Source organism: Roseibium sp. TrichSKD4 (assembly GCF_000148725.1).
In the GTDB taxonomy this organism is placed as follows: Bacteria; Pseudomonadota; Alphaproteobacteria; order Rhizobiales; family Stappiaceae; genus Roseibium.
Map to the genome: position 1 here is coordinate 519,485 of NZ_GL476320.1, position 24,262 is coordinate 543,746.

The 24,262-nt window shown below is 55.4% G+C and carries 27 protein-coding genes and 1 pseudogene; 11 read left to right on the forward strand and 17 right to left on the reverse strand.

Annotated elements, in window-relative coordinates; genetic code table 11:
• Positions 1–8 precede the first annotated feature (8 nt).
• Both TRICHSKD4_RS23240 and TRICHSKD4_RS23245 read left to right on the forward strand, forming a co-directional pair.
• A complete protein-coding gene (locus TRICHSKD4_RS23240) occupies positions 9–743 on the forward strand; it encodes a GntR family transcriptional regulator (RefSeq protein ID WP_009469442.1) in 735 nt (244 codons plus the stop codon).
• A 9-nt stretch (positions 744–752) separates the two neighbouring features.
• A complete protein-coding gene (locus tag TRICHSKD4_RS23245) occupies positions 753–1,874 on the forward strand; it encodes a Gfo/Idh/MocA family protein (protein ID WP_009469443.1) in 1,122 nt (373 codons plus the stop codon).
• Between the two features lie 63 nt (positions 1,875–1,937).
• On the opposite strand, the gene TRICHSKD4_RS23250 is transcribed toward TRICHSKD4_RS23245, so the two are convergent.
• The 11 genes from TRICHSKD4_RS23250 to TRICHSKD4_RS23300 form a co-directional block, all read right to left on the reverse strand.
• Complete coding sequence (locus TRICHSKD4_RS23250; RefSeq protein WP_009469444.1) at positions 1,938–3,215, reverse strand: NAD(P)/FAD-dependent oxidoreductase; 1,278 nt, start codon at positions 3,213–3,215, stop codon at positions 1,938–1,940.
• Between the two features lie 50 nt (positions 3,216–3,265).
• Complete coding sequence (locus tag TRICHSKD4_RS23255; protein ID WP_009469445.1) at positions 3,266–4,042, reverse strand: c-type cytochrome; 777 nt, start codon at positions 4,040–4,042, stop codon at positions 3,266–3,268.
• 86 nt (positions 4,043–4,128) lie between these two features.
• The gene (locus tag TRICHSKD4_RS23260; protein ID WP_040617509.1) at positions 4,129–5,238 is read right to left on the reverse strand and encodes a c-type cytochrome; all 1,110 of its coding nucleotides are present in this window, start codon (positions 5,236–5,238) and stop codon (positions 4,129–4,131) included.
• The gene (gene soxC, locus TRICHSKD4_RS23265; RefSeq protein WP_009469447.1) at positions 5,222–6,505 is read right to left on the reverse strand and encodes a sulfite dehydrogenase; all 1,284 of its coding nucleotides are present in this window, start codon (positions 6,503–6,505) and stop codon (positions 5,222–5,224) included. The genes TRICHSKD4_RS23260 and soxC overlap by 17 nt, the downstream gene beginning before the upstream one ends.
• Before the next feature lie 26 nt (positions 6,506–6,531).
• Positions 6,532–8,229 (reverse strand): thiosulfohydrolase SoxB, encoded by a 1,698-nt coding sequence (soxB, locus tag TRICHSKD4_RS23270; RefSeq protein ID WP_009469448.1) that lies wholly within the window; start codon positions 8,227–8,229, stop codon positions 6,532–6,534.
• 194 nt (positions 8,230–8,423) lie between these two features.
• The gene (gene soxA / locus TRICHSKD4_RS23275; protein ID WP_009469449.1) at positions 8,424–9,290 is read right to left on the reverse strand and encodes a sulfur oxidation c-type cytochrome SoxA; all 867 of its coding nucleotides are present in this window, start codon (positions 9,288–9,290) and stop codon (positions 8,424–8,426) included.
• Positions 9,291–9,345: 55 nt separating this feature from the next.
• Positions 9,346–9,675 (reverse strand): thiosulfate oxidation carrier complex protein SoxZ, encoded by a 330-nt coding sequence (gene soxZ / locus TRICHSKD4_RS23280; RefSeq protein ID WP_009469450.1) that lies wholly within the window; start codon positions 9,673–9,675, stop codon positions 9,346–9,348.
• Between the two features lie 24 nt (positions 9,676–9,699).
• Positions 9,700–10,149: a thiosulfate oxidation carrier protein SoxY gene (soxY, locus tag TRICHSKD4_RS23285; protein ID WP_009469451.1), complete on the reverse strand. Its 450-nt coding sequence runs from the start codon at positions 10,147–10,149 to the stop codon at positions 9,700–9,702.
• A 19-nt stretch (positions 10,150–10,168) separates the two neighbouring features.
• The gene (gene soxX / locus TRICHSKD4_RS23290) at positions 10,169–10,633 is read right to left on the reverse strand and encodes a sulfur oxidation c-type cytochrome SoxX (RefSeq protein ID WP_009469452.1); all 465 of its coding nucleotides are present in this window, start codon (positions 10,631–10,633) and stop codon (positions 10,169–10,171) included.
• A gap of 172 nt (positions 10,634–10,805) precedes the next feature.
• Positions 10,806–11,393, reverse strand: a complete 588-nt coding sequence (locus TRICHSKD4_RS23295; protein ID WP_009469453.1) for a thioredoxin family protein — start codon at positions 11,391–11,393, stop codon at positions 10,806–10,808.
• 63 nt (positions 11,394–11,456) lie between these two features.
• Positions 11,457–12,191, reverse strand: coding sequence for a cytochrome c biogenesis CcdA family protein (locus TRICHSKD4_RS23300; protein ID WP_009469454.1), 735 nt, complete (start codon positions 12,189–12,191; stop codon positions 11,457–11,459).
• A 112-nt stretch (positions 12,192–12,303) separates the two neighbouring features.
• Between TRICHSKD4_RS23300 and TRICHSKD4_RS23305 the strand changes: the two genes are divergently transcribed.
• The 3 genes from TRICHSKD4_RS23305 (at position 12,304) to TRICHSKD4_RS23315 (ending at position 14,432) form a co-directional block, all read left to right on the forward strand.
• Positions 12,304–12,666 carry a regulatory protein SoxS gene (locus tag TRICHSKD4_RS23305; RefSeq protein WP_009469455.1) on the forward strand — a complete coding sequence of 121 codons (363 nt, stop codon included), beginning with the start codon at positions 12,304–12,306 and terminating at the stop codon, positions 12,664–12,666.
• A gap of 113 nt (positions 12,667–12,779) precedes the next feature.
• On the forward strand, positions 12,780–13,172 hold the full coding sequence (locus TRICHSKD4_RS23310; protein ID WP_009469456.1) for a helix-turn-helix transcriptional regulator: 393 nt from the start codon (positions 12,780–12,782) through the stop codon (positions 13,170–13,172).
• A gap of 159 nt (positions 13,173–13,331) precedes the next feature.
• Positions 13,332–14,432: a YeeE/YedE family protein gene (locus TRICHSKD4_RS23315; RefSeq protein WP_009469457.1), complete on the forward strand. Its 1,101-nt coding sequence runs from the start codon at positions 13,332–13,334 to the stop codon at positions 14,430–14,432.
• Positions 14,433–14,462: 30 nt separating this feature from the next.
• Here TRICHSKD4_RS23315 and TRICHSKD4_RS23320 read toward each other — a convergent pair whose 3' ends face one another.
• Complete coding sequence (locus TRICHSKD4_RS23320) at positions 14,463–15,416, reverse strand: MBL fold metallo-hydrolase (protein ID WP_009469458.1); 954 nt, start codon at positions 15,414–15,416, stop codon at positions 14,463–14,465.
• A 456-nt stretch (positions 15,417–15,872) separates the two neighbouring features.
• Between TRICHSKD4_RS23320 and TRICHSKD4_RS32080 the strand changes: the two genes are divergently transcribed.
• Positions 15,873–16,253: a YeeE/YedE thiosulfate transporter family protein gene (locus tag TRICHSKD4_RS32080; protein WP_256377430.1), complete on the forward strand. Its 381-nt coding sequence runs from the start codon at positions 15,873–15,875 to the stop codon at positions 16,251–16,253.
• A 108-nt stretch (positions 16,254–16,361) separates the two neighbouring features.
• Here TRICHSKD4_RS32080 and TRICHSKD4_RS23330 read toward each other — a convergent pair whose 3' ends face one another.
• The gene (locus tag TRICHSKD4_RS23330; protein ID WP_009465942.1) at positions 16,362–17,888 is read right to left on the reverse strand and encodes an IS66 family transposase; all 1,527 of its coding nucleotides are present in this window, start codon (positions 17,886–17,888) and stop codon (positions 16,362–16,364) included.
• A gap of 111 nt (positions 17,889–17,999) precedes the next feature.
• Between TRICHSKD4_RS23330 and TRICHSKD4_RS23335 the strand changes: the two genes are divergently transcribed.
• Together TRICHSKD4_RS23335 and TRICHSKD4_RS32465 are read left to right on the forward strand one after the other, a co-directional pair.
• Entirely contained in the window at positions 18,000–19,352 is a 1,353-nt protein-coding gene (locus TRICHSKD4_RS23335; RefSeq protein ID WP_009466009.1) for an IS1380 family transposase, read from the forward strand.
• Positions 19,349–19,579, forward strand: coding sequence for a hypothetical protein (locus tag TRICHSKD4_RS32465; RefSeq protein ID WP_009469461.1), 231 nt, complete (start codon positions 19,349–19,351; stop codon positions 19,577–19,579). The genes TRICHSKD4_RS23335 and TRICHSKD4_RS32465 overlap by 4 nt, the downstream gene beginning before the upstream one ends.
• A 39-nt stretch (positions 19,580–19,618) precedes the next feature.
• Here TRICHSKD4_RS32465 and tnpB read toward each other — a convergent pair whose 3' ends face one another.
• Complete coding sequence (tnpB, locus tag TRICHSKD4_RS23340) at positions 19,619–19,966, reverse strand: IS66 family insertion sequence element accessory protein TnpB (protein ID WP_009465831.1); 348 nt, start codon at positions 19,964–19,966, stop codon at positions 19,619–19,621.
• Complete coding sequence (locus TRICHSKD4_RS23345; RefSeq protein ID WP_009465943.1) at positions 19,963–20,349, reverse strand: transposase; 387 nt, start codon at positions 20,347–20,349, stop codon at positions 19,963–19,965. The genes tnpB and TRICHSKD4_RS23345 overlap by 4 nt, the downstream gene beginning before the upstream one ends.
• An 85-nt stretch (positions 20,350–20,434) precedes the next feature.
• Between TRICHSKD4_RS23345 and TRICHSKD4_RS30410 the strand changes: the two are divergent.
• A pseudogene (locus TRICHSKD4_RS30410) lies at positions 20,435–20,788 on the forward strand (YeeE/YedE thiosulfate transporter family protein); the annotation flags it as partial.
• A gap of 19 nt (positions 20,789–20,807) precedes the next feature.
• On the opposite strand, the gene TRICHSKD4_RS23355 reads toward TRICHSKD4_RS30410, so the two are convergent.
• The gene (locus tag TRICHSKD4_RS23355) at positions 20,808–21,269 is read right to left on the reverse strand and encodes an Lrp/AsnC family transcriptional regulator (RefSeq protein WP_009469463.1); all 462 of its coding nucleotides are present in this window, start codon (positions 21,267–21,269) and stop codon (positions 20,808–20,810) included.
• Positions 21,270–21,374: 105 nt separating this feature from the next.
• Between TRICHSKD4_RS23355 and TRICHSKD4_RS23360 the strand changes: the two genes are divergently transcribed.
• Positions 21,375–22,841, forward strand: a complete 1,467-nt coding sequence (locus TRICHSKD4_RS23360) for an aminotransferase class V-fold PLP-dependent enzyme (RefSeq protein ID WP_009469464.1) — start codon at positions 21,375–21,377, stop codon at positions 22,839–22,841.
• Positions 22,841–23,620, forward strand: a complete 780-nt coding sequence (locus TRICHSKD4_RS23365) for a class II glutamine amidotransferase (RefSeq protein WP_009469465.1) — start codon at positions 22,841–22,843, stop codon at positions 23,618–23,620. The genes TRICHSKD4_RS23360 and TRICHSKD4_RS23365 overlap by 1 nt, the downstream gene beginning before the upstream one ends.
• Before the next feature lie 16 nt (positions 23,621–23,636).
• On the opposite strand, the gene TRICHSKD4_RS23370 is transcribed toward TRICHSKD4_RS23365, so the two are convergent.
• A complete protein-coding gene (locus TRICHSKD4_RS23370) occupies positions 23,637–24,257 on the reverse strand; it encodes an HD family hydrolase (RefSeq protein ID WP_009469466.1) in 621 nt (206 codons plus the stop codon).
• Positions 24,258–24,262 lie beyond the last annotated feature (5 nt).

The following is a 24,262-nucleotide window of genomic DNA, read 5'->3' on the forward strand; positions in this document are numbered from 1 at the left end:
GGATGCCGATGACTGACCAGAAAACCGCAAGCCATAATCCGAATGCGCTGCCCCTCTACGTTCAAATCAGCGAATTGTTGATCCGCGATATTGCTGCCGGGCGTCTGATTGATGGAGAGCGCCTGCCGCCAGAACGGGAAATGGCCGAGGGCCTTGGAATTTCTGTCGGAACTCTGCGCAAGGCTCTGGCTGATTTGACGAAACGCGGATTGTTGATGCGCATTCAGGGGTCAGGAAACTACATTCAGCAGGGTGGGGAAACCGACAGCGTTTACGGCATGTTCAGGCTGGAGTTGCATTCCGGTGGTGGCTTGCCCCGCGCGACTTATCTTGATGTGTCCCGGCAAAATATCCCAAAGGGGCTTGCGACGTTGGGGCCTACATCATTCGGTAAGGAAGCTTGGGGAACGCGCATCCGCCGCCTCCGTTTTCTGAATGATACGGTCATTGCGGTGGAGGAAATCTGGCTGGATGGCAGTGCCGGAGAAGTCGCGCCGGATCTCCTATCCGATTCCCTTTATCGCTACTATCAGAAACAACTCGGTTTCTGGATCAACCGTGCCGAGGATCGGGTCGCGATTGGGCAATCCCCGCAATGGGCGCCCAAGGAGTTCCCAAGGGCTGCCGGCAGTCCAACAGGATACATTGAGCGCTTGAGCTGGTCTGACGGCCCTGAGCCAATTGAATTTTCGAAAACTTGGTTTGACCCGGACAAGGCGCTTTATGTGCAGCGCCTCAAATAGGAGTACGGAATGTCCGCCACTGTGAATTATGGCGTCATCGGCTGCGGCATGATGGGGCAGGAGCATTTGCGCAATATTGCTCTGCTGGAGGGCGCGCAGGTGCGGGCAATCTATGAGCCTGACGCCAACATGGCTGCCGCTGCTGCTGCAATCGCACCGCAGGCTGAACTGATGTCCTCAGTGGCGGAACTTCTGGACACGCCGGACCTTGATAGCTTGCTGATAGCCAGCCCCAATCACTGCCATATCGATCAGATGGAGGAAATCCGCCGCAAGCGGCCCTTGCCGTTGCTGGTGGAAAAACCGCTTTTCACGGATGCTGCGGATGAGGCCCGGATCAAATCCTTTTCCATGACCTATCCGGCCCCTGTTTGGGTCGCGATGGAGTATCGCTACATGCCGCCTATCAGCGCCTTGATTAAGGAGGCAGGCGAGGCAACTGGCGGCGTTACGATGCTGACCATCCGTGAACACCGCTTTCCGTTTCTGCCCAAGGTCGGTGACTGGAACCGCTTTAATCGGTACACCGGCGGTACCTTTGTCGAAAAATGCTGTCACTTCTTTGACCTGATGCGGCTGATAATCCAGTCAGAGCCAGTGCGGGTCATGGCGTCCGCAGGGCAGGCGGTCAATCATCTGGATGAAACCTATCAGGGCGAAGTGCCAGACATTCTCGACCATGGCTATGTGCTCGTTGATTTCGAAAATGGGGCGCGTGCCATGCTGGAACTCTGCATGTTTGCAGAAGGCTCTCGTTATCAGGAAGAAGTGAGTGCAGTCGGCAGGAACGGCAAGATTGAGGCTTTTGTTCCCGGTCCCGGTCGCTTTTGGCCTTCTCATCTTGGACAGCCGCCCGTGCCGCAAGTCATTGTCAGTCCGCGTAATCCCAAGGGGCCTCGGCAGATGGATGTGCCCGTTGATCCAAATTTGCTGGAGGCTGGCGACCACAATGGGTCAACCTTTTATCAGCATGAGCAATTTCTCGCGCTGGTTCGCGGTCAGCGGACAACACCGGAAGTCAGCCTCGAAGACGGCCGCAAAGCCGTCGCGATGGGCCTTGCCGCACAAGAATCCGCCCGCACGGGCGAAGCCGTTCAGCTGAATCCGGACAGGCTGACTTCAGTAGCATAAAACAAATGCGGCGCCTGAATGAACAGGCGCCGCGTAATTATTAGAAGCGGTATGCTTGACGGATCAAGCGCCGAAGATGTCGGCGGTGATGCCGTTGTACCAGCCAACAGACTCTTCATACGTTCGCTGGCGAAGAGCTGTGTCTTCTCCGGTCTGGCTGATGAACTTCGACGTGGACGCGATTTTCTCGTCGGTCGGGGCGTATTGTGCGCCAACCTTCACACCGTCATTGGTTTCAATCAGGCTCCAGCAAGTGTTGGAGTATTTTGCTGGGAAGACACGAGAACCGGTCAGATCGCCGCGGATGGCCATAGCGGCAACCTTCGCCTGGCTGTTCGCGGAGAAACCAGATTTCGGCATATCGCCCGCGATACACGCGTCACCGATGACAAAGATGTTCTCATCATTTTGCGAACGCATGGACTTCGGATCGATCGGGCAGAATCCGCTGTCGTTGGTCAGACCGGCTTTTTGAGCAATCATGCCAGCTTTCTGAGCCGGAATGACGTTGACCAGATCGCCCTGGAACGTGTCCAGGTCAGTTTCGACTTCACCGGTCGACGGATCAACACCCACGATGCCGCCATGCACGTCCGGGCCGTACCATTCAATCATGCCTGCATAGTGTTTGTTCCAACCTTCCTGGAAGAGGGCCTGTTTGGAGAATTTCGGCTTCGGGTCGATCACGAAGATCTTGCTGTCGGTGAAGCCTTTCTCATTCAGGACGTGCGCAAACATGGACACGCGCTCGTAAGGTCCAGGAGGGCAGCGGTATGGGTTCGGCGGAGCTACCATCACGATGTTCTGGCCGTTTTCCAGAGCGTCCAGCTTGGACTTCAAAAGCTGTGTCTGAGGTCCGGCTTTCCAGGAGTGCGGCATGATTTGCGCAGCTTCTTCGGAATAGCCCTGAACACTTTCGTAAATCAGGTCAATGCCAGGTGCGACGACCAAGCGGTCGTAAGGAACCTTGGAGCCATCCGCCATGATGACTTCCTTGGCGTCCCGATCAACCATTGCCGCCATGCCATTGACGACAGTGATGCCGTAGTTTGACGCGAGCTTGTCATAGCTATGGGTGATGGACTCGTAAGAGCGATAACCACCGATATAAAGGTTGGAAAAGAAGCAGGTCGTGTAGGTCGAGTTTGCTTCAATCAGGGTGACATCAAGATCGTCACCGCCATCCTTGGCAAGATAACGGGCTGCTGTTGCACCGCCGGCACCACCACCGATCACAACCGCGCGCGGTTTGCCTGCGGCACGGGCATAAAACGGCATCGCAAGAGAAGCGGCCCCTGCACCGGCCAAAAGGCCGAAACTGCGTCTGGTAAGTTTGGTCATTCTTCTAGTCCTCCCATATATGTATGGTTGAGATACGAGTTCCATACATATTACTGCGGTTCAAGGGAACCGTAATAGGCAGCCAAAGCTGCAATTTCCTCATTTCCCATATTCACGGTCATGTTTTGCATCACCTGATTGGTGCGCAAATTGACCTTGTATTCAAACAAGGCCCGGATGAAGGCGTCCTTTGGCCAGCCCACAATGGAAGGAATCCCGTCGGCGCGTCCCGACGTTTGATGGCAAGTGACGCATTCGGTCGCAAGGTATTCACCGTAGGCAATATCACCCTCTAGCGCCATCGCAGCCGCTCCGATCTCAGGTCGGGCATCTGTCGCTGGAGCATTTGCCTCATCTGAGGGAGCTGCTTCCGTGCTTTGCTTGAGATAAGTGATCAAATCAGCGCGGTCTTCAGCTTTTTTCAGACCGAGAAAGGACATTCTGGTCCCGGGTACGAACCCACGCGGCTTTTCAAGATAGGCATCAAGACTGGTTTCATCCCAGACCAGACCTTCTTCGCCTTTTTTCTTGAGCGCTGACGAGTATTTGAAGCCTTCAAGGGTGCCTGCTGTCCGGCCAAACAGACCGTCAAGGTGAGGGCCAACCCCATTCTTGGCGCCCTCGCCAAGCTCATGGCAGGCGCGGCACTTCTTGTAGACCGATGCTCCGCGCTCGGCATCCGATGCTGATGCAGCATTCCCGGTTAAGCCAACTGCTGCAGTCACGGTCAAAACATGCAGCAGGTTTTGCGTCCGAATTTGCAGTTCGGAAAATCTGATGTCCGCAACCTTTCTGGAAACGGTCTCCGTCCATGCACCTAGCCTCATAAAGGCTTCCTCCTAGGTGTTTTCATGTGTGGCGGGCACGAAGTGTCCGCCACGATTGTCTTTGTGTTTGGTCCTTTTAGGACGGATCAATCGACTGCGCCAACACCGGCGCTGTCGTCACCCCCATCTTCAGGTGTCACATCAAGGATGGCAGCCCGCATGGTGATTTCGATCGGATCAGCCTTACAGTCTTTCATGCAGGGTTCGGACTTTTCTGCATAATGCGGTTCTTCATAGCGTGCGTCTGGAATGAAGTTTTCCTCATTCGGCAACCGCACTTCCAAGAAGTTCTCATTGGAGAGCACAAATTCCTCATCATCCACGATGTCGTTGAGATAAAGGAGGTAGGCGGTGATGGCGTAAACGTCATCATCAGACAACGACCGTGCATTGCCAAAGGGCATGGCGCGCCGCACGTAATCATAGACAGTCGACAGATATGGCCAATAAGAACCGATTGTCTTTTCAGGGCGATCATCAGTCAGTGTGTCATGTCCACCGGCCAGTATCGGCCAACGGCCAACGCCTTCACCGAAATCGCCATGACAGACTGCGCAGTTGTCTGTGTAGATCGGCTCGCCATCCGCAACGCTGCCCGATCCAACAGGCAGACCTTGACCATCCGGACGGATGTCGATGTCCCAAGCCGCAACCTCCGCATCGGTCGCTTTTCGGCCAAGGCCAAACACACCGCCCTCACGGGTGTTTGAGGTCGGCGCAGAGGTGGCAGCTGCGGTTTGAAGCGCTTCTTTTTCTGCCGTTGGCTCGGCACTGCTACTGTCCGAGCCGGATGATGGGGCCGCGCTGGAGAACGTTGCGAGATACGCAAGAATGTTCTCCATGTCTGCGTCTTTGCGAAGACCGGCAAAGGCCATTTTGGTGCCTTTGACGAAGTCCTTCGGCTTTTTCAGATATTGGGTCAGGCTATCTTCATCCCACACCAGACCATCAGTACCTGCTGCGATCATGGCCTTGGAATATTTGTAGCCTTCTATGGACCCGGCAGCACGACCATAGATTTCGTTCAGCTGCGGACCGACCTTGTTCTTCGCGCCGTCACCGACGGCATGACAGGCCTTGCATTTTTTAAAGACCTTTTCGCCTTTGGCCGCATCGCCTGCCGACGCCGAACCAGCGACCATCGCAGAGGCAACCAGAGCTGAGGTGAGGGCGAGTGACTTAACCAACTTCGACATTTTCAACCGTCCCGTCTTTTTGGACATACCACGTCTGGATGCCGTTATTGTGGTAGATCGAATTCTCGCCGCGGGCGGCTCTGAGTTCGTTTTTGGTGGGCTGATAGAAGCCATGCTCGTCCATCGCGCGGGACTGGAGAAGAAGTTCAGACCCGTCCCAGTCAATGTCGAGATAGAAGCGATGCAGGGACTTGGAGAGGCTTAGCCCGTCAATCCGCGCTGTAGTCCAGTTCCGACCCCCGTCAATGGAGACATCCACACGCTTGATACGGCCGTTCCCTGACCAAGCGAGGCCGGAAATCACCAGCGGACCCTTGCCGTGGGAGATCGGCATTTGCGGGCTTGGCGAGGTGATAACGGACTTTGGATCCATGACCCAGGTAAAGCGACGGGCTTTGCCGGTATCCAGAAGGTCGGTGTATTTGGAAGTCTCTTCGCGGTGATGCCAAGGCTGATCGCCCACTTCGAGACGTCGGAGCCATTTGACCCACATGTTGCCTTCCCAACCGGGAACAACCAGACGCAGTGGATAGCCCTGTTCCGGGCGCAGCGCTTCGCCATTCATTTTCCAAGCAACCAGACAGTCGTCCAGCGCTTTTTCCATCGGCACGGAACGGGTCATGTGTGAGGCATCCGCGCCTTCCGGCAGCACCCATTTGCCGTTGGTTTTGACGCCAGCTTCTTCCAAAAGCGTCTTCAGCTTTACCCCGGTATACATGACGTTGTGCACCATGCCGTGGGTGAACTGGCAGCCATTAAGCTGCGAGCCGCGCCATTCCATGCCGCCATTGGCCGCGCATTCGAGGAAGTAGACGTGGTTTTCACGTGGGAACCGCTTCAGGTCGTCCATGGTGAAAACAAGCGGCGTATCCACCAAGCCGTTGATCATCAGGCGATGATCTTGGGGACGGATTTGGGCAACCCCGCCATGGTGGCGCTCAAAGCACAGGCCGTTCGGCGTGATGATCCCGTCCAGCTCATGAAGCGGTGTGAAGTTGATGGAGGCAACTGCATCAGCGGTCAACCACGGAACATTCCGGCGCACCACTTCTGATTCAAACTCGGACGGCAGTCCGTAAGGGGCTGCATCAACGCCATCACCAAGATAGCGGTTCCAGTCCTGAATTTCGGTGATGACGGGATCGCCCTCAGCGCGGGCACCTGTTGCCGTGACCCCGGCAACAGCAGCGCCGCCAGTGGCAAGTCCGGCCTTGAGAAGCGACCGCCGGGAGAGGGACGGGGAGCCCTTGTCCTTTGTCTCAGTCATGTGTTTGTCCTCAGGTCTTTGAGAAATCAAATGCCAACCACCTTCACGGACTTGTTGTCCGGAAGCTTCACGGTCGGGTTCTTGGTGATGTGGTTTTCGACAACGTCCCAGATGGCCGGACCTTCCGTGCCTTCATTGACAGACGCCCAGCCAGCCACGACATATTCCTTTTGAGGGTCGATGGCTTCGCCGGTCGAGAGCAGGGTCATGTCGGTGATCCGCTCTCCGATATCCCTGTTCGGCGCAATCGTGTAACCCATGCCTCCAACGCGAACCATGTCGCCGCCCTGCTGATAATAGGGGTCCTTGTTGAAGAGGTTGTCGCCAACATCTTCCAGGATTTCCTTCAGCATCTGGCCTGTCATCTTCGACCGATAGGCCGCCGGATATGTCATGGCGCAGGCGTTGTGCAGGTCTTCAAACGTGATGTCTTGTCCCGGCAAGAGCGAGGTGCCCCATCTAAATCCAGGCGAAAGAGCAATCTGCGCGTCCCGCTCTTCAATCAGGGCCTGACAAATCAGATCATCAAATGTGCCGTTGAAGTTGCCTCTGCGATAAAGAAGGCTTTCGGTCGTGCCCAGCTTGCGAGCAAGATCGGCTTCATAAGGCGCGCGCACTTCATCGATCAGCGCTGCCATTTCCGCGTCAGGTGTGATGACGTCCGAGAAAATCGGGATCAGACGATACCCGTACCCGGCAACCTTGCCGTCCTTCACATCGAGGTCCACACGGGAGACGAACTTGCCGTTGGAGCCGGATGCAATGACCAGCGTGTTGTTCACAATCACTGGCTCTGGCAGGGCGTCATGCGTGTGGCCGGTCAGGATCACATCAATGCCATCCACCCGAGATGCAAGTTTGCGATCCACGTCGAAGCCATTGTGGGAGAGGAGAACCACAATATCTGCGCCTTCCGAACGGGCTTCTTCGACATGGGTCGCAATATCTTCCTCGCGAATGCCAAAGGACCAGCCGGGGATCATCCAGCGAGGATTGGCAATCGGAGTGTAGGGGAACGCCTGACCAATGACCGCGACCTTGGAACCGCCGCGTTCAAACATTTTCCAGGCTTCAAAGGCGGGTTCATCCCACTCATTGTCGTAAATGTTCGATCCAAGGAACGCGAAGGGAAGTTCGTCAATCACCTCCTGAACACGGTCCTGACCATAGGTGAATTCCCAGTGGCCAGTCATGGCGTCCGGGTTCAGCGCATTCATCACCGTGATCATGTCCTGACCTTCGGTGACGTTGGACGTGTAGCTGCCTTGCCAGGTGTCGCCGCCGTCGAGCAGCAGCACATTGTCGTTGCCGCGTTCGGCCCGAATGCGCTTGATGACCGTTGCCACACGGTCCATGCCGCCAACCTTGCCATAGGATTGGGCAAGCGCGGCAAAGTCGTCGGAGGTTAATGCGTGTGCATCTGGCGAGCCGGGCTGAATGTTGTAAAGTTTCAAAAAGTCCGCACCGGTCACATGCGGCGGCTTGCCTTCAACATCTCCAATTCCGAGGTTGATGGAAGGTTCGCGGAAATAGATCGGCTTCAACTGCGCATGAATATCGGTGATATGTATGAGTGTCAGGTTGCCGGTTGGCTGCATGGAAAGCAGCGCATCTTCGGTCAATCCCTGTTGCGCCATCAGGCGGGACCAGTTGCCAGCCATACCAGACCCTAGAAGGGCACTTGTGGCCGTCGCAGCCATCAGGAATTCGCGTCTTGAAAACATTCAAGCCTCCGGTCAATCGGCGCACCTGAAAGGGGAGGTTGGTCAGGCATACTTTTCCCGTTAGCGCATAACAAAATCAGCACCTGAAACGGAAAAACCGATGTGTGTTCAATAATTTGGGCTTTGTGCCCGGTTATGGGTGCGGCAGCCTTGCCGCCGCACCATGGACGCGTTTTAGCGCCCAATCTCGCTCGTTACTGGCGAACCGCAGGTGTTTCGACCGAAAGGCCGGCTCCTCGCCATGCCAAGTATAGTTCAAGTGCAGTAAACTCGTCGGAACCCCGCTTGTAGGGCACTGCACGGATGTTTTTCATGCACCCCGAAAAGCGGCGGTGGATGGAGCCGAGCCCTTGCCATTTCAAGCGATAGGTCGGGAACCCGTTGATCTGACCCTGACTTAGGTGGTCAGCCCGGATCATGTTGCCATAATTGTCTTCGTGACAATTGGAGCAAGCCATATCGAGCTGGCCGACACGCGTATAATAGAGGTCCTTGCCCTTATCGAACCACTCGGCAGCCGGACCATCAACCTTGACGTCAACCGCCATGCCTCTGGACTGAAGGCCCAGATACGCGGTCATCGCTAGCATCTCAGAGCTTTCCCATTTCCATGGCTCTGCGCCCTGATGTTCCTTGCGGGACCAGTTGATGTGGTCTTCGAGGGTCATCAAAGTGCCCTCGCCCTCATGCCATTTTGGCATAGATGCGCGAAGACCCTTCATGCTGTCCTCGGCAGCCCCGTGACAGGATGCGCAGGACTTGCCCGAAGACCCTTCAGCTGTGTCCCAGAGCTCTGCGCCATAGTCGACAGCAGTGAAACCTGGGTTGTCGAAGTCGTCTGTCTGCAGAGCCTGCGTTTCAACGGAACGAAACCGCCAGCCCGATAGAATTTCGTCCAGCGGATGATCTTCAGGTGCAGCCGTTTTCGTTACTATTTCCACCCCATCAATGCTGAGTTCAGCATTCTCATCCGACAATGCCGGTTGAACGATGAGCGAAGCGGTCAGCCCGGCGCAGATAAGGGCAACCCACTGACGTCCATTCTTCAAAAGTTTAGTCAAATCGTCTCCTCCCGATCTGAAGCGTCGTCGGGCCGCGTCCTGCCCGCCGCAATCGTCAGTTGACCTTGATGTTCTTTTCGGTCTCGTACACGGAGCCATCATCGTCCACCCAAGTGAACTTGAAGGTGCCGGCTTCGTTGACCTTTGCGTTGAACTGCAAATACGGATTCGCAGAAACCGCCGGATCGAGATCACATGAAAATACAATCTGACCGTTAAACTCGCAGGTGAACTTGTTGATGATTTTGCGTGGAATCAATTCGCCGGTTTTCTTGTCTTTGCGCTGCCCGGATTCCATTGGATGGCTGATCAGGGTCTTGATCGTGATGACTTCGCCCTTGTCTGCCTTTTTTGGGACCTTAACGCGCGGTTTTGGAGTTGCCATAACTTGGTTCCTTTATCCCTGTCCTTAGCCGCCGCAGCCGCCGATGGTGACCTTGACTTCTTTTCGGTCGATGAAGGTCGAACCGTCATTCATTTTCGCGACAGCAACGACGTTTTGCGTCTTGGCCAGACGAATACGTGTTTTCGCTTCGGCATCACCGCTTATGGCGCTGAAGTGGAAGGTAGCCACTGCCGGGTTCGGATTTCCGTCTGCCAGAATGAGTACAGATGCGACGTAGCTGTCGGCCGTCATTGGGCTGTCCACTGTGACGCCAACTGGAACGGTATTTCCGTTTTCAGCGATTTCAGGCGTATCGAGTGAGATTTTGCCTTCAGCAGGAGTTGCCCCGCCAGTGAATTCCATGATTGCAGCTTCGGTTGCGTCGGCATTAGCAAAGCTTACCTTCGTCCCGATGGCGAGGAAGGCTGCGGCACCGGCTGAAAGGCCGAGCGCTTCGCGTCTTGTGAGGGTCATCCCTTACTCCTTGTGAGCCTTAGTTTTCTTTCAGTGTGAGCAAGTAGGCCACGACGTCTTCCACCTCTTGAGCGGAAAGAATGGTCTTGCCCTGAAACTTGTCGGTTACGCGAACGCCGAGGTCTGTGGTGTAGAACCCTGGCATGATCGTCTGATCACCGAATACTTCCTTGCTATTTATCACAATGGCGCGCAACTGTTCTGCCGACCACCGGTCTGCCGCGCCGTTTAGTTCAGGGCCGACTTCACCATGAAACAGCTGTTCAGAAAGATCAGCATTTGCATGGCACGCCAGACAGTTACCTTTCTTTCTGTCCGCAAAGGTCTCGCGTCCGGCGCCAGGGTCACCAGCCGCGCCAGTTAGCGAAGCTTTCACTTCCATGTCGACGATCTCGACTGTGTCCGGCGCTACAGTTCCTGCCTGAGCGGTGAGCCCAAACGTCATTGTTGCGACGGCGAGCGAATAAATCAGGCTCTTTGTCATTGTGTCGGTTTTCCTCCTCAAAACGGATAATTGTCTCCGTTCCAATGCCGATTATTGAGTCTCGGCACTCTCCTCATTTAGAAAGATATGAAATTTTGAATGTGTTGTCGAGGCCCTTCGTTTGGCCGATGCGAACGCAGGTTAAACAACGCCCTATTTCTGCCAATCGGACTTATTCACCCGACAGTCGACCTTCTTCCCGCAATTGGTTGATGATGCGAGCATGGTACTTCTGGAAGTGCTCGTCGCTCTCATAGCCCTTTTCATTGACCCATTTGAACATGTTCAAGAAGGTCCATTTTCCGAAGGATCCGGGCATAGTTGCAACGGCCGCTTCGGCAACGGTCTTGTCCTCCGGAACGTCTTCCGGCAGAAACACGACAGTTGGCGTGAAGACAAAACCCCATTTACGAGCCGCCGATTTTTCGGAAAGTTCCGAGCCATCAAGGTCAATGACTTCCTCGTCGCCAAACATGTTGTATTGAACGACAATGAAGTTCTCTTTGATGTAGTCGGCGACTTCGGGATCGGAGAGGACTTTCTCATGCATCTTGGCGCAGTAGATGCAGCCCCGCTGTTCAAAGACCAGAGCTAGTCGCTTTCCATCTTCTTTCGCAGTTTCAATATCTTCAGCGATATCCTTGAATGTGATTGTGAACCAGTCCTGCTTGTGCAGTCCATCTTCGCCCATGGTCGCGGCGGACAACGGGCTGGCCACCACAGCAAATGCGAACATCAATCCAGCAAGTGTCTTCCACATCAATCAACCCTCCTCAAAGATCTGCAGTCGTTTGGACTGATGATCGGGTCTCCACAAAAGTCCTCAGCCGACCTGACTGAAGATCGGAAATGTATCGAGCAGCCAATAGGCAATTGCTGACATTTGACCTGTCACGAACAAGATGCCGGTGAGCACCAGAAAGCCGCCCATGATCTTCTCAACGGTGCCCATGTGCTTGCGGAAGTTGCCCGCCCATTTGAGAAATCGACCCGCGAAAGCGCCGGCAAGGATGAATGGAATTCCAAGGCCCATGGCATAAACGAACAGCAGCCCGGCACCATTCCAGATGGTCTCGGATGAGCCAGCGACAAAGAGAACCGCAGCCAGAACAGGTCCAACGCACGGCGTCCATCCGAATGCAAATGCAAGGCCCATCACAAAGGCTCCAACGAGCCCGGCAGGCTTACTATCCACCTGAACACGCGCTTCCCGATACAGAAGACCAATGCGAAAAACGCCGAGGAAATGAAGGCCCATGATGATGATGATGATGCCGGCAATGATTGAGAGCGTATCGAAGTGCTGGGCAATCGACTTGCCCACGACGCTTGCTGTTGCGCCAAGCGCCACGAAGACAACTGCAAAGCCGAACACAAAGGCGATGGACGAGTAAAGCACCCGCCGACTGGTCTCAGCTGTTGCCGCTTCTCCCTTGAGCTCTTCAACACTGACACCGGCAAGATAGCAGAGATAAGGTGGGACAATTGGCAATACACAAGGCGAGACGAAAGACAAAAGCCCCGCCAGAAACGCCGCCCAGATGGAAACATCCAGCATTTTGTGCCACTCCTCACGCACCACACACAATTGTATGAGTTCAAAATATTCAAAAACTAATATATATTGCAATCCAAGAATTGTTCCGGGCCGTAGAGGCTTGAAATTTCAAATGGCGACGATGATGCGAAACTGGATTTACGGACTGGTTTTTCTACTCTGCTCAAGTTTTGGTGCTGGCGCAGCTGAGTTGCTGATTCTGGAGCAGCCGGGATGCCACTGGTGCGAGCGCTGGGATGAGGAAATCGGTCAGGCCTACCCGAAAACCAACGAGGGGCAGGTTGCCCCTTTGCGCAGGGTGGATATCACAGACCCTTGGCCGGATAATTTGGCCGATGTTCGACCGGAGCGCATGACGCCTACCTTCATTCTGGTCGAAAACGGAAAGGAAGTTGACCGTCTGCGCGGATATCCAGGAGAGCATTTCTTCTGGCCGATGCTGCAGCAGATGCTGGCAAAGCTTCCGTCCAACTAGGTATTCGATGCGGCTGGCTCACCTCATAACCTTTGACGGGTAACGAACTGATCCGGCCACCTAGCATTATATTAATCGAAAGTGTTATAGTTATCGCCTTCGGAACAAACGATATGGACACACCGGCAAATCGTATGAACTTCCCCGTCCTGAACAAGGATATCGAGCCCGCAGAGTTTGACGCACTTGTCGAACAGGCTCGCAAGGCAAGTGATCTGTTAAAGGCGCTTTCTCATGAGGTGCGCCTGCTGATCCTGTGTCTGCTGTCCGAAGGCGAGAAGTCGGTTTCCGAGCTTGAAGATGTGCTGTCCATGCCGCAGGCCGCTGTCTCTCAGCAATTGGCGCGCTTGCGTCTAGAAGGACTGGTCAAGTCTCGCCGTGAAGGCCGGATGATCTACTACAGCCTTGAAAACAAGGAAGTCAGTTCGATCATCTCCACGCTCTACGAGTTGTTTTGCCGGGAAGTTAGGCAGCCTGCCGAAGATATGCCTCTGGCCGCAGAATAAGCGTAAAAACAGCCTCTTATCCAATCGTCTAAGCTGCACTGCACCACGGCAAATGTTTGCCGGGGGCATATCATCTTGCTAGTCTCCGCTACGGAATATTTCCACTGTCGGGCGTGAGGATGCCAGACAAGTGAATAGAGGAGGCGACAGGGCGCTGATATGGATTGGCTGGACCCTCTATATGTTTTGCCGTTCGCAGGAATTGCGGCAGGGGCCGTGATCGGGTTTCTCGCGCGCCGAAACCATTTTTGCACCCTTTCAGCCTTGGAGAGACACTGGTACGCAGGTGACAGCACAGGCCTGCGGACTTGGGTCTTGGCGGCCATGACCGCGCTGTTGACAACACAGGTGCTGGTGCATTTGGGGTTGGCCGATACAGCTTCTTCCTTTTACCTCTCTTCGTCGTTTCCCCTGACAGGTGCAATTGCAGGCGGTGTCATGTTTGGTTTTGGCATGGCGCTTGTTGGAACCTGTGGGTTTGGCGCGGTCATTCGCCTTGGAGGCGGTAGCTTGAGAGCACTGGTTGTGCTGACCGTCATTGGTCTTGCTGCTCTCGCAACACAGCGCGGTATTCTGGGCGTTGTTCGGGTTCCTCTGGTGGACGATATGGCGCTTGATCTGAGTTCCGTCGGCGGGCAATCAATGGGCAGCCTTGCGTCCTATATGGTGGGCGCGGACATAACGTGGCTCGTCGCTCTGGCGGTCTGCGCAGCTGGTTTTATCTGGATTTTTCGATCACGGACCTATCGATCAGAGTGGACGCATATCGGTACCGGCGTTGCAATTGGTCTGGCCATCTCATTTGGTTGGGTGGCAACGACTTGGGCATCAAAGTCAGCACTAGACCCCGTACAGATCGAGGCTGGCTCCTTTGTGGTACCGGTGGGCGATACGATCTTGCAATTGATCACGTACACGGGCGTCTTGCCCGACTACGGCGTCGGCTTGATTGTGGGTGTGCTTTTCGGCGCTGTCACCGCAGCCGTGTTGAAAAAGGATATTCGCTGGGAAGCTTGCGATGATGCGCGGGAACTGGGGCGGCACATTCTTGGTGGCACGCTGATGGGTATCGGTGGTGTTGTGGCGATGGGCTGCACAATCGGGCAGGGCATCTCAGGCTTTTCAACCCTCGCAATTTCGGCACCAATCGTGTTGCTCTCCATCGGGCTTGGGGCACGAATGGGGCTTTCTTGGCTTCTCGAGGGGTCAATTCTTGCAGCTTTCCAGCTAAACAGTGGGAGCACGTCAGCGGCGGAATAAACCGCCGCCTCACAGGCGCGGTCTCGCTACTCAACCAGCGACGAATTTATAAGCATCACCATTGCGCTCAGCATAGCCGTGTCCCGGATGGGGCAGGTGGTAGCCAATCAAGCGTGTCTTGTCGGCGGCAAGGCGGTCCAGAAGGACCTTGCGGGTTTGAATGCCTTGGGCGGTATCGTGATCTGAACCGGAGTTCCAACCGGGCTTTTCAAACGAAATGATAGCGTTGCTGATCGCATCGCCAATTACCATGGCACTCTCACTGCCGCCATGAATGACATAGGACATATGGCCGGGCGTATGGCCTGCAGTGTCCACCGCCTCAACGCCCGGAACTACTTCCGTGCCCGGTGGGACCATTTCAACTTGATCGGCAATGGCCTCAAAGCGGCTTTGAGCTCCAACCACGAATGATTTCCGTTCATCTGGCATGTTCTCCAGCGTGTTGGCATCCATCCAGAAATCCCATTCACCCTGTGGCACCCAGTATTGGGCTTCGTAGAACAGCGGGTCGTCAAAGTCATCCAGAACGCCCCAAAGGTGATCTGGATGAGCATGCGTGAAAATCACATCTGTCACGTCACCCGGATCAATACCAGCGTCTTCCAGATTAGCGAGAAGTTGACCGGCGGAGGACATGAAGTTTGCGCCGGAACCAACGTCAAACAGGACGAGGCGATCACCGCGGCGCATGAGTGTGACGTTACAGTCTGGCGTCAAGGTTTCAGTGCTCAGTACGTGCGGTGACAAAAGCTCTTTGATCTCTTCCTCGCTCCGGTCAGGCAGGATGAAATTCATGGGCATGCTCAGCGTGCCGTCACTGAATACGGAAATCTCCGCATCTCCGAGCGTCAAGGTCGGAGAAGAGGCGAGTGACGGTGTGCCGGAAAGCAGGCCAGTGCCAGCTGCCGCTACGGCTGTTGTTCCAGCAACACCTTTCAGGAAGTTTCGTCGGTCAAGCCGATAGGAATTGATATCTGACACGCTGCTCTCCTCCACATATTCAATTATTTGAATTTATCCATGCTTCCTTGAGGGACGTCAATGCGAAACCGGAGTTCAAGCGGGATGAATGCGCAAGAGCCGCAGCGTCAGGCGCGGTGCGCAATCATAACTGAGATTGAACAATGGACCTCACATATTTCCTTGAACATTATTCCGAGCCCCAAATTCTGGCTGCCGGTGGATTGCTTGTCGGGATTGTGTTTGGCGCGTGTGCCCAGCAGAGCCGGTTCTGTTTGCGGGCAGCCGCGCTGGATTTCGCGCATGGGGTCTTTGGAATACGGCTGTCGATCTGGTTGCTCGCGTTCTCATCTGCCGTGCTGGCCACGCAGGTTCTCGTCGCAACCGGTTTTGCGCAGGTGCACGAAGCGCGCCAGCTTGCATTCCCACAAAGCCTGTCAGGTGCTGCCATCGGCGGGCTGATGTTCGGGGGCAGGGATGGTTCTGGCGCGCGGATGCGCAAGTCGGTTGCTTGTGTTGTCCGCAACTGGAAACTTGAGGGCGCTACTGTCCGGTTTGGTGTTTGCAGTGGTGGCTCAGGCCAGTTTGCGGGGGATTTTGAAGCCGGGACGCGAATGGGTCGCGGGATGGTGGACGACAGCAGATATAGGTGGCAATGACTTGGCGGCCCACCTCTCATTATCCTCCTCCTTCACCATTGGGTTTGCGCTTGTTTGGTTTGCTACAGGAGTGTTCTTCGTTTTGCGCGCCAAGACCCCGTTCTGGCAGGCTGTGGCAGCGTGTGGGGCAGGTCTCGCCATTCCCCTTGCGTGGAGCTTCACATCATCCATGGCGTCGCAAGCTTTTGATCCTGTGTAGGTCGAAGGCGTGACCTTCACTGGCCCATCGGCTGATACACTCATGCTCTTTCTGTCTCCACCGTGACCGTCCGGCGAAGGCGCTCTGGCGCGACACCGATGCGGCCTGTTACGCTGCCTGAGCAGCGTAACGCCAGGGCAGAAGTTCGTCGAGGCGTGTGATTTTGTGGTCGGCGACTTGACCGAGGACCCAGGTCAGCCAGGCCTGAGGGTCAACACCGTTGAGCTTGGCCGTTTCGATCAGGGTATAAGCGATAGCCATGGCTTTGCCGCCGCCTTGGGAGCCTGAGAACATCCAATTTTTGCGTCCGATGGCGACGGGTTTAACGGCGCGCTCGGCGGTGTTGTTATCCAATTCCAGATGGCCGAGCTCAAGGTATGGGCGTGCTTTCGGCATTCGGCCCAAGGCATAGCGGATGGCCTGCGCGAGTGGTGACTTTCCCGAGATTTTGGGCAATTGCGTCTGCAACCATTCTTCCAAGGCGTCAAAGATCGGTTTTGCCCTAGCCTGCCGGATGGTAGCGCGGTCTTCGGGGGGCATGCCCCTGATCTCTTTCTCGATAGCGTAAAGCTCAGCAATCCGGCGGATGACTTCTTCGGCAATGGCGCTGCCCTGCGAGGAGAAGACATCCACGAACTTGCGTCGTACATGCGCCATGCAGGCCATCTCATCGGCTTTGTCGTCACCGAACACACCGTTGAACCCGGAATATCCATCCGCATGGACCCAGCCCTTGTATCCCGACAAATGAGCAACGGGATGCTCTCCTTTGCGATCCACCGTGAACTGATACCATGCACAGGGTGGCGATTGGCCAGACCAGGCACGCTCATCCCGCACATAGGTCCAGACCCGCGCCGTTTTGGTCTTCTTGTTGCCGGGGGCCAGCATTTTGATGGGCGTATCGTCGGCAAAAAGCGCAGGTCCTTGCCGCACCATCCGTCCGATGGCATCGGCAAGAGGTTCCAGCAGGGCCGTCGAGCGACCAACCCAGTCGGCCATGGTCGAGCGGTCCAGATCGACGCCTTCACGGGCAAAGATCTGGCTCAGGCGATAGAGGGGTAAATGATCGGCATATTTGCTTACCAGAACATGGGCCAACAATCCCGGTCCGGGCCGCCCACGCTCAATGGGGCGCGATGGCAGCGGCGCTTGCACAATCGCCTCGCACCATGAACAGGCTTTGCGGGGCCGGATGATCCGCTTCACCTTGAAGCGTCCCGGCACGTATTCCAACTCTTCGGTGACATCCTCACCCAGGGTGCGCAAGTTGCCACCACAACGACCGCATTCATCACCGGGAGAGAGCTCCTCGTCTTCCCGATCCAGATGATCCGGCAAGGGCTTGCGGCTGTGTTTGCGCTTCGGCTTTGGATCAACTCCCTCCTGCGACGGGGCGGGCTGTTTTGCCTGGTCTTCAGCGGCCTCAACAATCTCGGCGTCCTCGAGCAGATCGAGATTGAGCTGATCCAGACCCTCAGACTTGGAGCCGAACCGATGCCGATTGGCCCCGTGCAACTGGTGTTGAAGCTGCTCGACCTTGAGGCTCAGAGCCTTGACCTCGTCGGCCAGAAGGCGGTTCACCGCCCTCAATTCGGCGGGGTCCTCCGGGGTGATATCAAGGTCCTTCAGCATCTTCGATCTTATATCAGCCCGGATTTCCCAAGTAGTCAGCTGATTTAGCTTCTTCTATCCTATTTTTCTCTTTATATTACAGCGTGTTACTTGATGACGGAGGGCTGAAAAATGGCACACCCAACGGGTGCGGGTTCTGAGAGCGATTTTCGGCTGGATTTTGACCCTCGGGTGCGGTTGGAATTCCACGGTTCAAAGATCAGTTCTGATGGCGGTCTTCTGCTTTACCGGGAGCTTGATGACGCCCTTGGCCTTTTCGGCAAAGCGGTTCGGTTCCTTCGGGATACCCGCAAAGGTAAGAATGGCGTTCACACCTTGATGGGCCTGCTGCGCCAATCGATATTTGGTCGCCTTGCGGGCTATGAAGATGTGAATGATGCCGTGCGTCTGTCGCGTGACCCGGTAATGCGCCAGATTATCGGGGGCCGTGCCGTTGACACTCAGGCGGCATCCTCCTCCCAGATGGGCCGCTTTGAGACTGAGGTGCTCGCGACTGCCGCCAACAGGGAAGCCTTGGCCGATATGCCCGGTCAATGGATTGATGCGGTGCATGGTCGCCAAGGACTGAACTACATCACCTTGGACATGGATAGCTCTGTCAGCCCCACCCATGGCGCTCAGGAGGGAACCGCATGGAACGGGCATTTCGGCTGCAACTGCTATCACCCATTGTTCATCTTCAATCAGTTTGGCCACTTGGAACGCTGTGCCCTGCGCAATGGCAGCGTCCACAGCGCGGATGACTGGAAGGCTCTTCTGATACCCGTCATTGCGCGCTATGCAGAGCGCGACATCATGCGCTTCTTTCGCGCTGATGCCGCCTTTGCCATTCCGGAACTTTACGAGACTTTAGAGGCTGAAGGGTACCGCTACGCCATCCGCCTCAAAAAGAACGCTGTGCTGGAAGAGAAGATCAGCCATCAGCTGACCCGCCCCGTGGGACGTCCCTCAAAGACAAAGATCAAGCGCTTCTATGAGGTTTTTGAGTATCAGGCTGCTTCATGGAGCAAGCCCCGTCAGGTGGTTGCCAAGATCGAATGGTATCCCGGTGATCTATTCCCTCGCGTGGGTTTTGTCGTCACCAACTTGCCGATGGAGCCGGAATGGATCATCCGCTTCTACAATCAGCGCGGCACAGCCGAACAGCACATCAAAGAAGGCAAGAACGCCATCACTTGGACCCGCCTGTCCTGCAAGCGGTTCTGTGACAATGAGGTCCGGCTTCAGCTTCACGCATTGGCGTATAACCTTGGTGTCTTCCTGCAAGGGCTAGACCTCCCGGAAGAGGTCGCCGACTGGTCGCTGACAAGTATCCAGAGCCGCCTCATCAAAATCGGGGCAAAGGTCGTACGCCATGCGCGCAAAATCACGTTCCAACTGGCAGAGGTGGCTGTATCAGGCTACGTCTTCGGACGAATCCTCGCCGCAATCCGCGCCCTCAAGCCCCCGCCGAGGCCTGCATGACGCTCCAAACAACGAAACCAACACAAATGCGGCTCCACAGCTGTGTCTTGTCGCAGCCCAAACGGGATAAAGTCCACGAAAAGCTCAAAAACCGCGCTTACGTAACCGTCAAAATCGATAATCGCCCCGACAACGCTGCCGTCAGAGTTGCAAACGTCCGTGAAAACGGTCAACCTCGTCGCAACACACAGTTACTTGGGAAATATCCGATCAGATCAAGGGCGTAAGTTGAATCCCGAGAGGCGCGCAAACGCCAATATATTGGCCTATCCGACGCTCAGGGGCCGCCATGTTTTTTGCGGCATCCGCCAGTCTATGCCTTCAAGCAACATCGACAATTGCGCGGGCGTCACGCTGACCTTACCGTCCTTCGCAGCAGGCCAAACAAACCGGCCCTTCTCAAGGCGCTTGCTGAACAGGCATGCGCCCTGTCGATCCCACCAGATGATCTTCAGCAGATCACCGCGCCGTCCCCGGAACACAAACAGATGTCCAGAATAGGGATCAAGCTCCAGAACCTTCTCCGCCTGAGCCGCCAAAGTGTTGAACCCGCGCCGCATGTCCGTCACCCCGGCAGCCAGCCAAACCCGCGCGTTGGACGGCACGGGGATCACGGCATTAGACCTTCAACCAAAGCCAGCACCGTCGGCAGCGCCGTCGTCCCTTCCACCAATACCCGCCGCCCGTCCGACAGCGTGATATCAACCCGCTGAGCCGACAACGGCATATCCGAGGCAAGCGCCGCGATCTGGTGGCCTGGTGCGGCCTGCGGGCCCTCTATCTCCACTGGTAGAAACGCCGCTCCATCAAGGACGCAATCGCTGTCTTCTGGCGCAAACCGCTCATCACGCAGCCAGTTGTGGATCAGGTTCGCATTCATCGCAGAGCGGCGCGCAACCTGCGCAACCGAAACCCCCGGCACTCTGGCCTGCAAACAGATCGACCGCTTCTCGTCATCCGACCAAAACCGCTTCTTGCTGCCCTTCTTCGTACCCAAAATGTGCCTCACAATGTCCATTAACGAAAATGGACATTATCACCCCACCGCGCTCCCCGTCAGAGCGGGAATACCGAACGCTCACTCTCCACCCGGGTCCGTATTTGATTTTGATATCGGTTTGGTGCCCGGCGTATTTCTGGGATCGTTTTTGGCAGCGCTGCTGACACGAGAACTTGCGCTTCAAGGCTTTGAAGGTGGTCGCTCAATGGCGCGATATCTGACGGGGGCCGCACTGATGGGCTTTGGTGGCATGTTGGCCGGTGGCTGCGCCGTTGGTGCTGGTGTTACAGGTGCTTCCATTTTTGCTGTGACCGCCTGGATCACGCTCACAGCCATCTGGCTCTCTGCTGCTGTGACGGACCGAATAATCAATCGTCCATCGAAAGCTTCCACGACATCTCTATCCTCCAAGCCGGAGGTTCAGCCTGCCACTTAGGCGCAATGGAGACTGCCTCTTAGACTGGCAGAGGCCGCGCGTCAGCGATAGCTTCCATGGTCATGTAGGATGTGACCGTGTCCAGATCGACCTTCTCGATAATCCGTTGATAGACCCGGTCAAAGGCGTTCATGTCCTTTACGGCGACTTTCAGCATGTAGTCGTAGTCACCCGCGATCCGGTAAAAGTCGATGATATTCGCGATCGCCAGAATTTCCTTTCGAAATTGCTCAAGCCATTCTTTTGAATGGTGACGGGTGCGGACCATCATGAAGACGGTGAGCGGTAATCCCACTTCTGCCGAGTCCAGACGCACGGTGTGGTTTTTGATCAGCCTTCTTTCATCCAGCGCCTTGAGGCGGCGCCAGCAGGCATTTTGGGAAAGCCCGATTTTGTCAGCCAGGTCGCGCTGCGACAGGCGCGAATCTTCCTGAAGTGCATTCAGGAGGCGACGGTCAATTTGATCTAGTTCCTTCATCATAATCGTTCATATGACACAACATTAGTAAAAGTTCGATCAAAATAGGTGAGGAATTCAACGTGAAGCCTATCATAAATTCTCCCCACTAGATGAGGGGTAGATCAAATGACACATATGGCCGGTACAGCGCTTGATGATTTCAAAGCCAGTCTAAAACGAGATGACCTGGTGGAATGGCTGCGCGCTGGTCTCATTGGGGACGGCATTGAGTTTGAAACGCCTTTTGGCCCCAAGGAACTGATCTATGCCGATTATGTGGCGTCGGGCAGGGCGCTGCGCCAAATCGAAGATTTCGTCATGGAACGGGTTTTGCCGTTTTACGCCAACAGTCACACCGAGGCGTCCCATGTTGGTGGGACAATGACCCGGATGCGCGAGCAAGCCCGCAGAGAGATTGCTCGCATTGTTGGTGCGGATGACGACACTGTTGTGGCCTTTGCAGGCTCAGGTGCAACGTCCGGGATCAACCGGTTGGTGCATCTTCTGGGCGCGTCGGACGCAAGCGGTGGCGCTGAAAGGCCTTGGGTCGTAATCGGGCCCTACGAGCATCACTCCAACATCTTGCCATGGCGCGAAAGCGGAGCGGAAGTGGTTGAAATTGCGGAGGCTCCTACTGGTGGGCCCGACCTTGATGAACTGGAAAACGTGCTTGCAAGTGCCGGACAGTCTCGGTTGAAAATTGGCGCGTTTTCCCAAATGTCCAATGTCACAGGCATTGTCACTGATGTGGATGCAGTGACCCGAATTTTGAACAGGCACGGCGCACGCAGCTTGTGGGACTGCGCAGGCAGCGGATCCTATTTGCCGATTTCTATGGACTTAGCGAAGGACACCCAAAAGGATGCTCTTGTCTATTCGCCGCATAAATTCATCGGTGGGCCGGCTGCAACGGGGGTCATCGTTTTGCGCAAAGAAGTCGTGATGCGCGCGCAGCCGGTGTTTCCAGGCGGCGGGACTGTCCGCTTTGTGTCTCCGTGGGCGCATGATTACAGCGACAATATCGCAACGCGTGAAGAGGCGGGCACACCGAATGTCGTCGGTGATATCCGTGCTGCGCTTGTGTTTTTGGTGCGTGAAGCTCTTATGAAAGCTGGAATGCATGAGCGTCACAAGGCTTTGAGAGCGCGTGCTATGTCTGTCTGGGCGAAAAACCCTGCGATAGAAATCATGGGCAATGAAGATGCGGACATGCCATTGCCGATCTTTTCGTTCCGGGTGCGGGATATGAAAAAGGGGGGATACCTCCACCAACAGCTTGTCACTCGCATGCTATCGGATCTTTATGGTGTTCAGGCACGCGGTGGTTGCGCCTGTGCTGGGCCCTATGCGCACCGCTTGCTTGGAATGAATGAAGCGGAATCGGAAAAATTGCGTGCCGAGATCTTGTCAGGAAAAGAGACCCTCAAACCCGGATGGACCAGATTGAACCTGAGTGTCTTGCATAGCGGTGAAAAAGCGGACCGGATCATTCATGCAGTGGATGAACTGGCGACCGATCCCTATCCAATGTGCGATTGGTATGAGTGCGATCATACGACCGCGCGGTTCCGTCCTGTTGTGGAGGCAGCTTAATGTGCCGTTGGGCCGCTTGGCACGGTGAGCCGAAATACCTCGAAACCCTGATTTACGACCCGGTTCACTCCCTCGTCGATCAGAGCAAAAACGCGCAGGAATGCAAGACCTCCATCAACGCTGATGGATTTGGATTAGCCTGGTACGGTGAACGTGAAACACCGTGTGTTTACAAGGATATCCGTCCAGCCTGGTCTGATGCCAATTTGTTGCAGTTGGCGGGGCATGTGTCCTCGCCATTGTTCCTGGCCCATGTGCGAGCGTCGACGGGCACGGCAACAACACGCGACAATTGCCACCCTTTTTCGGTCGGTCGCTGGTCATTCATGCACAATGGGCAAATCGGCGACTATGATCGCATTCGCAAGCTATTGGACGGTCTGATCCCGGACGAGCTTTATCATGAGAGACAAGGCACGACAGACAGCGAGGCACTGTTCTTGATCGCGCTTGGCGAGGGACTGGACGACGATCCGATTGGCGCCATGTCCCGAACTGTTTTGAAATTGCAGAAGGTCGCTGAAGAAAAGGGTGGTGTGCCAGCAATGCGCTTTGCTGCGTGCTGGTCAAATGGTCGGCAAATCTTTGCAGCGCGTTATGCCTCGGATCATCTGGCCCCAAGCTTGTTTTACCGGCAGTTTGAAGAAGGCGTCAGTGTCGTGTCAGAGCCTTACGACGAAGTGCTTGGGTGTTGGGAAGAAGTCCGTCCGGGTGAGGCGATAGAAATATCAAACCAAACGGTGACTGTTCACCCGTTCTTGCCTATGAGCCAAACCTAAGGTCAGACCCCCAAAATCAGCAAGAGTTAGACTTGGCTTTTTGGGTGTCCGCGATTTTTGCGGTAACTCGGTCGACCTGTTCGCGAATTTGCGCAAGCACAGGATGGCGGCTTGTCTGACTGGTTCCATAGCCAAGATTGAACGCGAAATCGATGTCCGGGTTTTCGGGCGTCAAATTGTGCTGGAGCATGGTTTCGATCTTGTCGAGCCCCTTCGCTACAACAGCTTCCGGCGTTGAACCATCACTATATTCCTGCCAGAGATCGAGAATTTCGTTTCTCAGCTCCACAGGCAGCGGCGCGCATAAGGTTTCAAGGTCCTGCCTTTCGCGTGCGTCTCGGTCGTCGCTCGCTTCCTGCGCGATGGCCGGGATATCGCCGCGCAAGGCTTCACCGAGGTCATGGACAAGGCAAAGCTTTAAAAGTTTCAGTTGGTCAATGGAGGTGTCACCTTGGGTGACCACCGTGGCAAGCAACGCCAAACGCAAGGAATGGTCTGCAACGCTCTCACGCCTGCCACCGCGTGTTGAGCCGGATCGCGTTTGATCCTTCAACCGTTCCGCTTCTTGGATAAAGGACAAAAGCCCGGTCAGTTTCTCATTAGTAAAAGGGGTGCCCGAATGGTTGTAGGTTATCATGCAAT

Coding starts and splice junctions, on each gene's coding strand:
- TRICHSKD4_RS23240 (WP_009469442.1), top strand. CDS start 9: ATGACTGACCAGAAAACCGCAAGCCATAATCCGAATGCGCTGCCCCTC.
- TRICHSKD4_RS23245 (WP_009469443.1), top strand. CDS start 753: ATGTCCGCCACTGTGAATTATGGCGTCATCGGCTGCGGCATGATGGGG.
- TRICHSKD4_RS23250 (WP_009469444.1), bottom strand. CDS start 3,215: ATGACCAAACTTACCAGACGCAGTTTCGGCCTTTTGGCCGGTGCAGGG.
- TRICHSKD4_RS23255 (WP_009469445.1), bottom strand. CDS start 4,042: ATGAGGCTAGGTGCATGGACGGAGACCGTTTCCAGAAAGGTTGCGGAC.
- TRICHSKD4_RS23260 (WP_040617509.1), bottom strand. CDS start 5,238: ATGTCGAAGTTGGTTAAGTCACTCGCCCTCACCTCAGCTCTGGTTGCC.
- soxC (WP_009469447.1), bottom strand. CDS start 6,505: ATGACTGAGACAAAGGACAAGGGCTCCCCGTCCCTCTCCCGGCGGTCG.
- soxB (WP_009469448.1), bottom strand. CDS start 8,229: ATGTTTTCAAGACGCGAATTCCTGATGGCTGCGACGGCCACAAGTGCC.
- soxZ (WP_009469450.1), bottom strand. CDS start 9,675: ATGGCAACTCCAAAACCGCGCGTTAAGGTCCCAAAAAAGGCAGACAAG.
- soxY (WP_009469451.1), bottom strand. CDS start 10,149: ATGACCCTCACAAGACGCGAAGCGCTCGGCCTTTCAGCCGGTGCCGCA.
- soxX (WP_009469452.1), bottom strand. CDS start 10,633: ATGACAAAGAGCCTGATTTATTCGCTCGCCGTCGCAACAATGACGTTT.
- TRICHSKD4_RS23295 (WP_009469453.1), bottom strand. CDS start 11,393: ATGTGGAAGACACTTGCTGGATTGATGTTCGCATTTGCTGTGGTGGCC.
- TRICHSKD4_RS23300 (WP_009469454.1), bottom strand. CDS start 12,191: ATGCTGGATGTTTCCATCTGGGCGGCGTTTCTGGCGGGGCTTTTGTCT.
- TRICHSKD4_RS23305 (WP_009469455.1), top strand. CDS start 12,304: ATGGCGACGATGATGCGAAACTGGATTTACGGACTGGTTTTTCTACTC.
- TRICHSKD4_RS23310 (WP_009469456.1), top strand. CDS start 12,780: ATGGACACACCGGCAAATCGTATGAACTTCCCCGTCCTGAACAAGGAT.
- TRICHSKD4_RS23315 (WP_009469457.1), top strand. CDS start 13,332: ATGGATTGGCTGGACCCTCTATATGTTTTGCCGTTCGCAGGAATTGCG.
- TRICHSKD4_RS32080 (WP_256377430.1), top strand. CDS start 15,873: ATGGTTCTGGCGCGCGGATGCGCAAGTCGGTTGCTTGTGTTGTCCGCA.
- TRICHSKD4_RS23330 (WP_009465942.1), bottom strand. CDS start 17,888: ATGCTGAAGGACCTTGATATCACCCCGGAGGACCCCGCCGAATTGAGG.
- TRICHSKD4_RS23335 (WP_009466009.1), top strand. CDS start 18,000: ATGGCACACCCAACGGGTGCGGGTTCTGAGAGCGATTTTCGGCTGGAT.
- TRICHSKD4_RS32465 (WP_009469461.1), top strand. CDS start 19,349: ATGACGCTCCAAACAACGAAACCAACACAAATGCGGCTCCACAGCTGT.
- TRICHSKD4_RS23355 (WP_009469463.1), bottom strand. CDS start 21,269: ATGATGAAGGAACTAGATCAAATTGACCGTCGCCTCCTGAATGCACTT.
- TRICHSKD4_RS23360 (WP_009469464.1), top strand. CDS start 21,375: ATGACACATATGGCCGGTACAGCGCTTGATGATTTCAAAGCCAGTCTA.
- TRICHSKD4_RS23365 (WP_009469465.1), top strand. CDS start 22,841: ATGTGCCGTTGGGCCGCTTGGCACGGTGAGCCGAAATACCTCGAAACC.
- TRICHSKD4_RS23370 (WP_009469466.1), bottom strand. CDS start 24,257: ATGATAACCTACAACCATTCGGGCACCCCTTTTACTAATGAGAAACTG.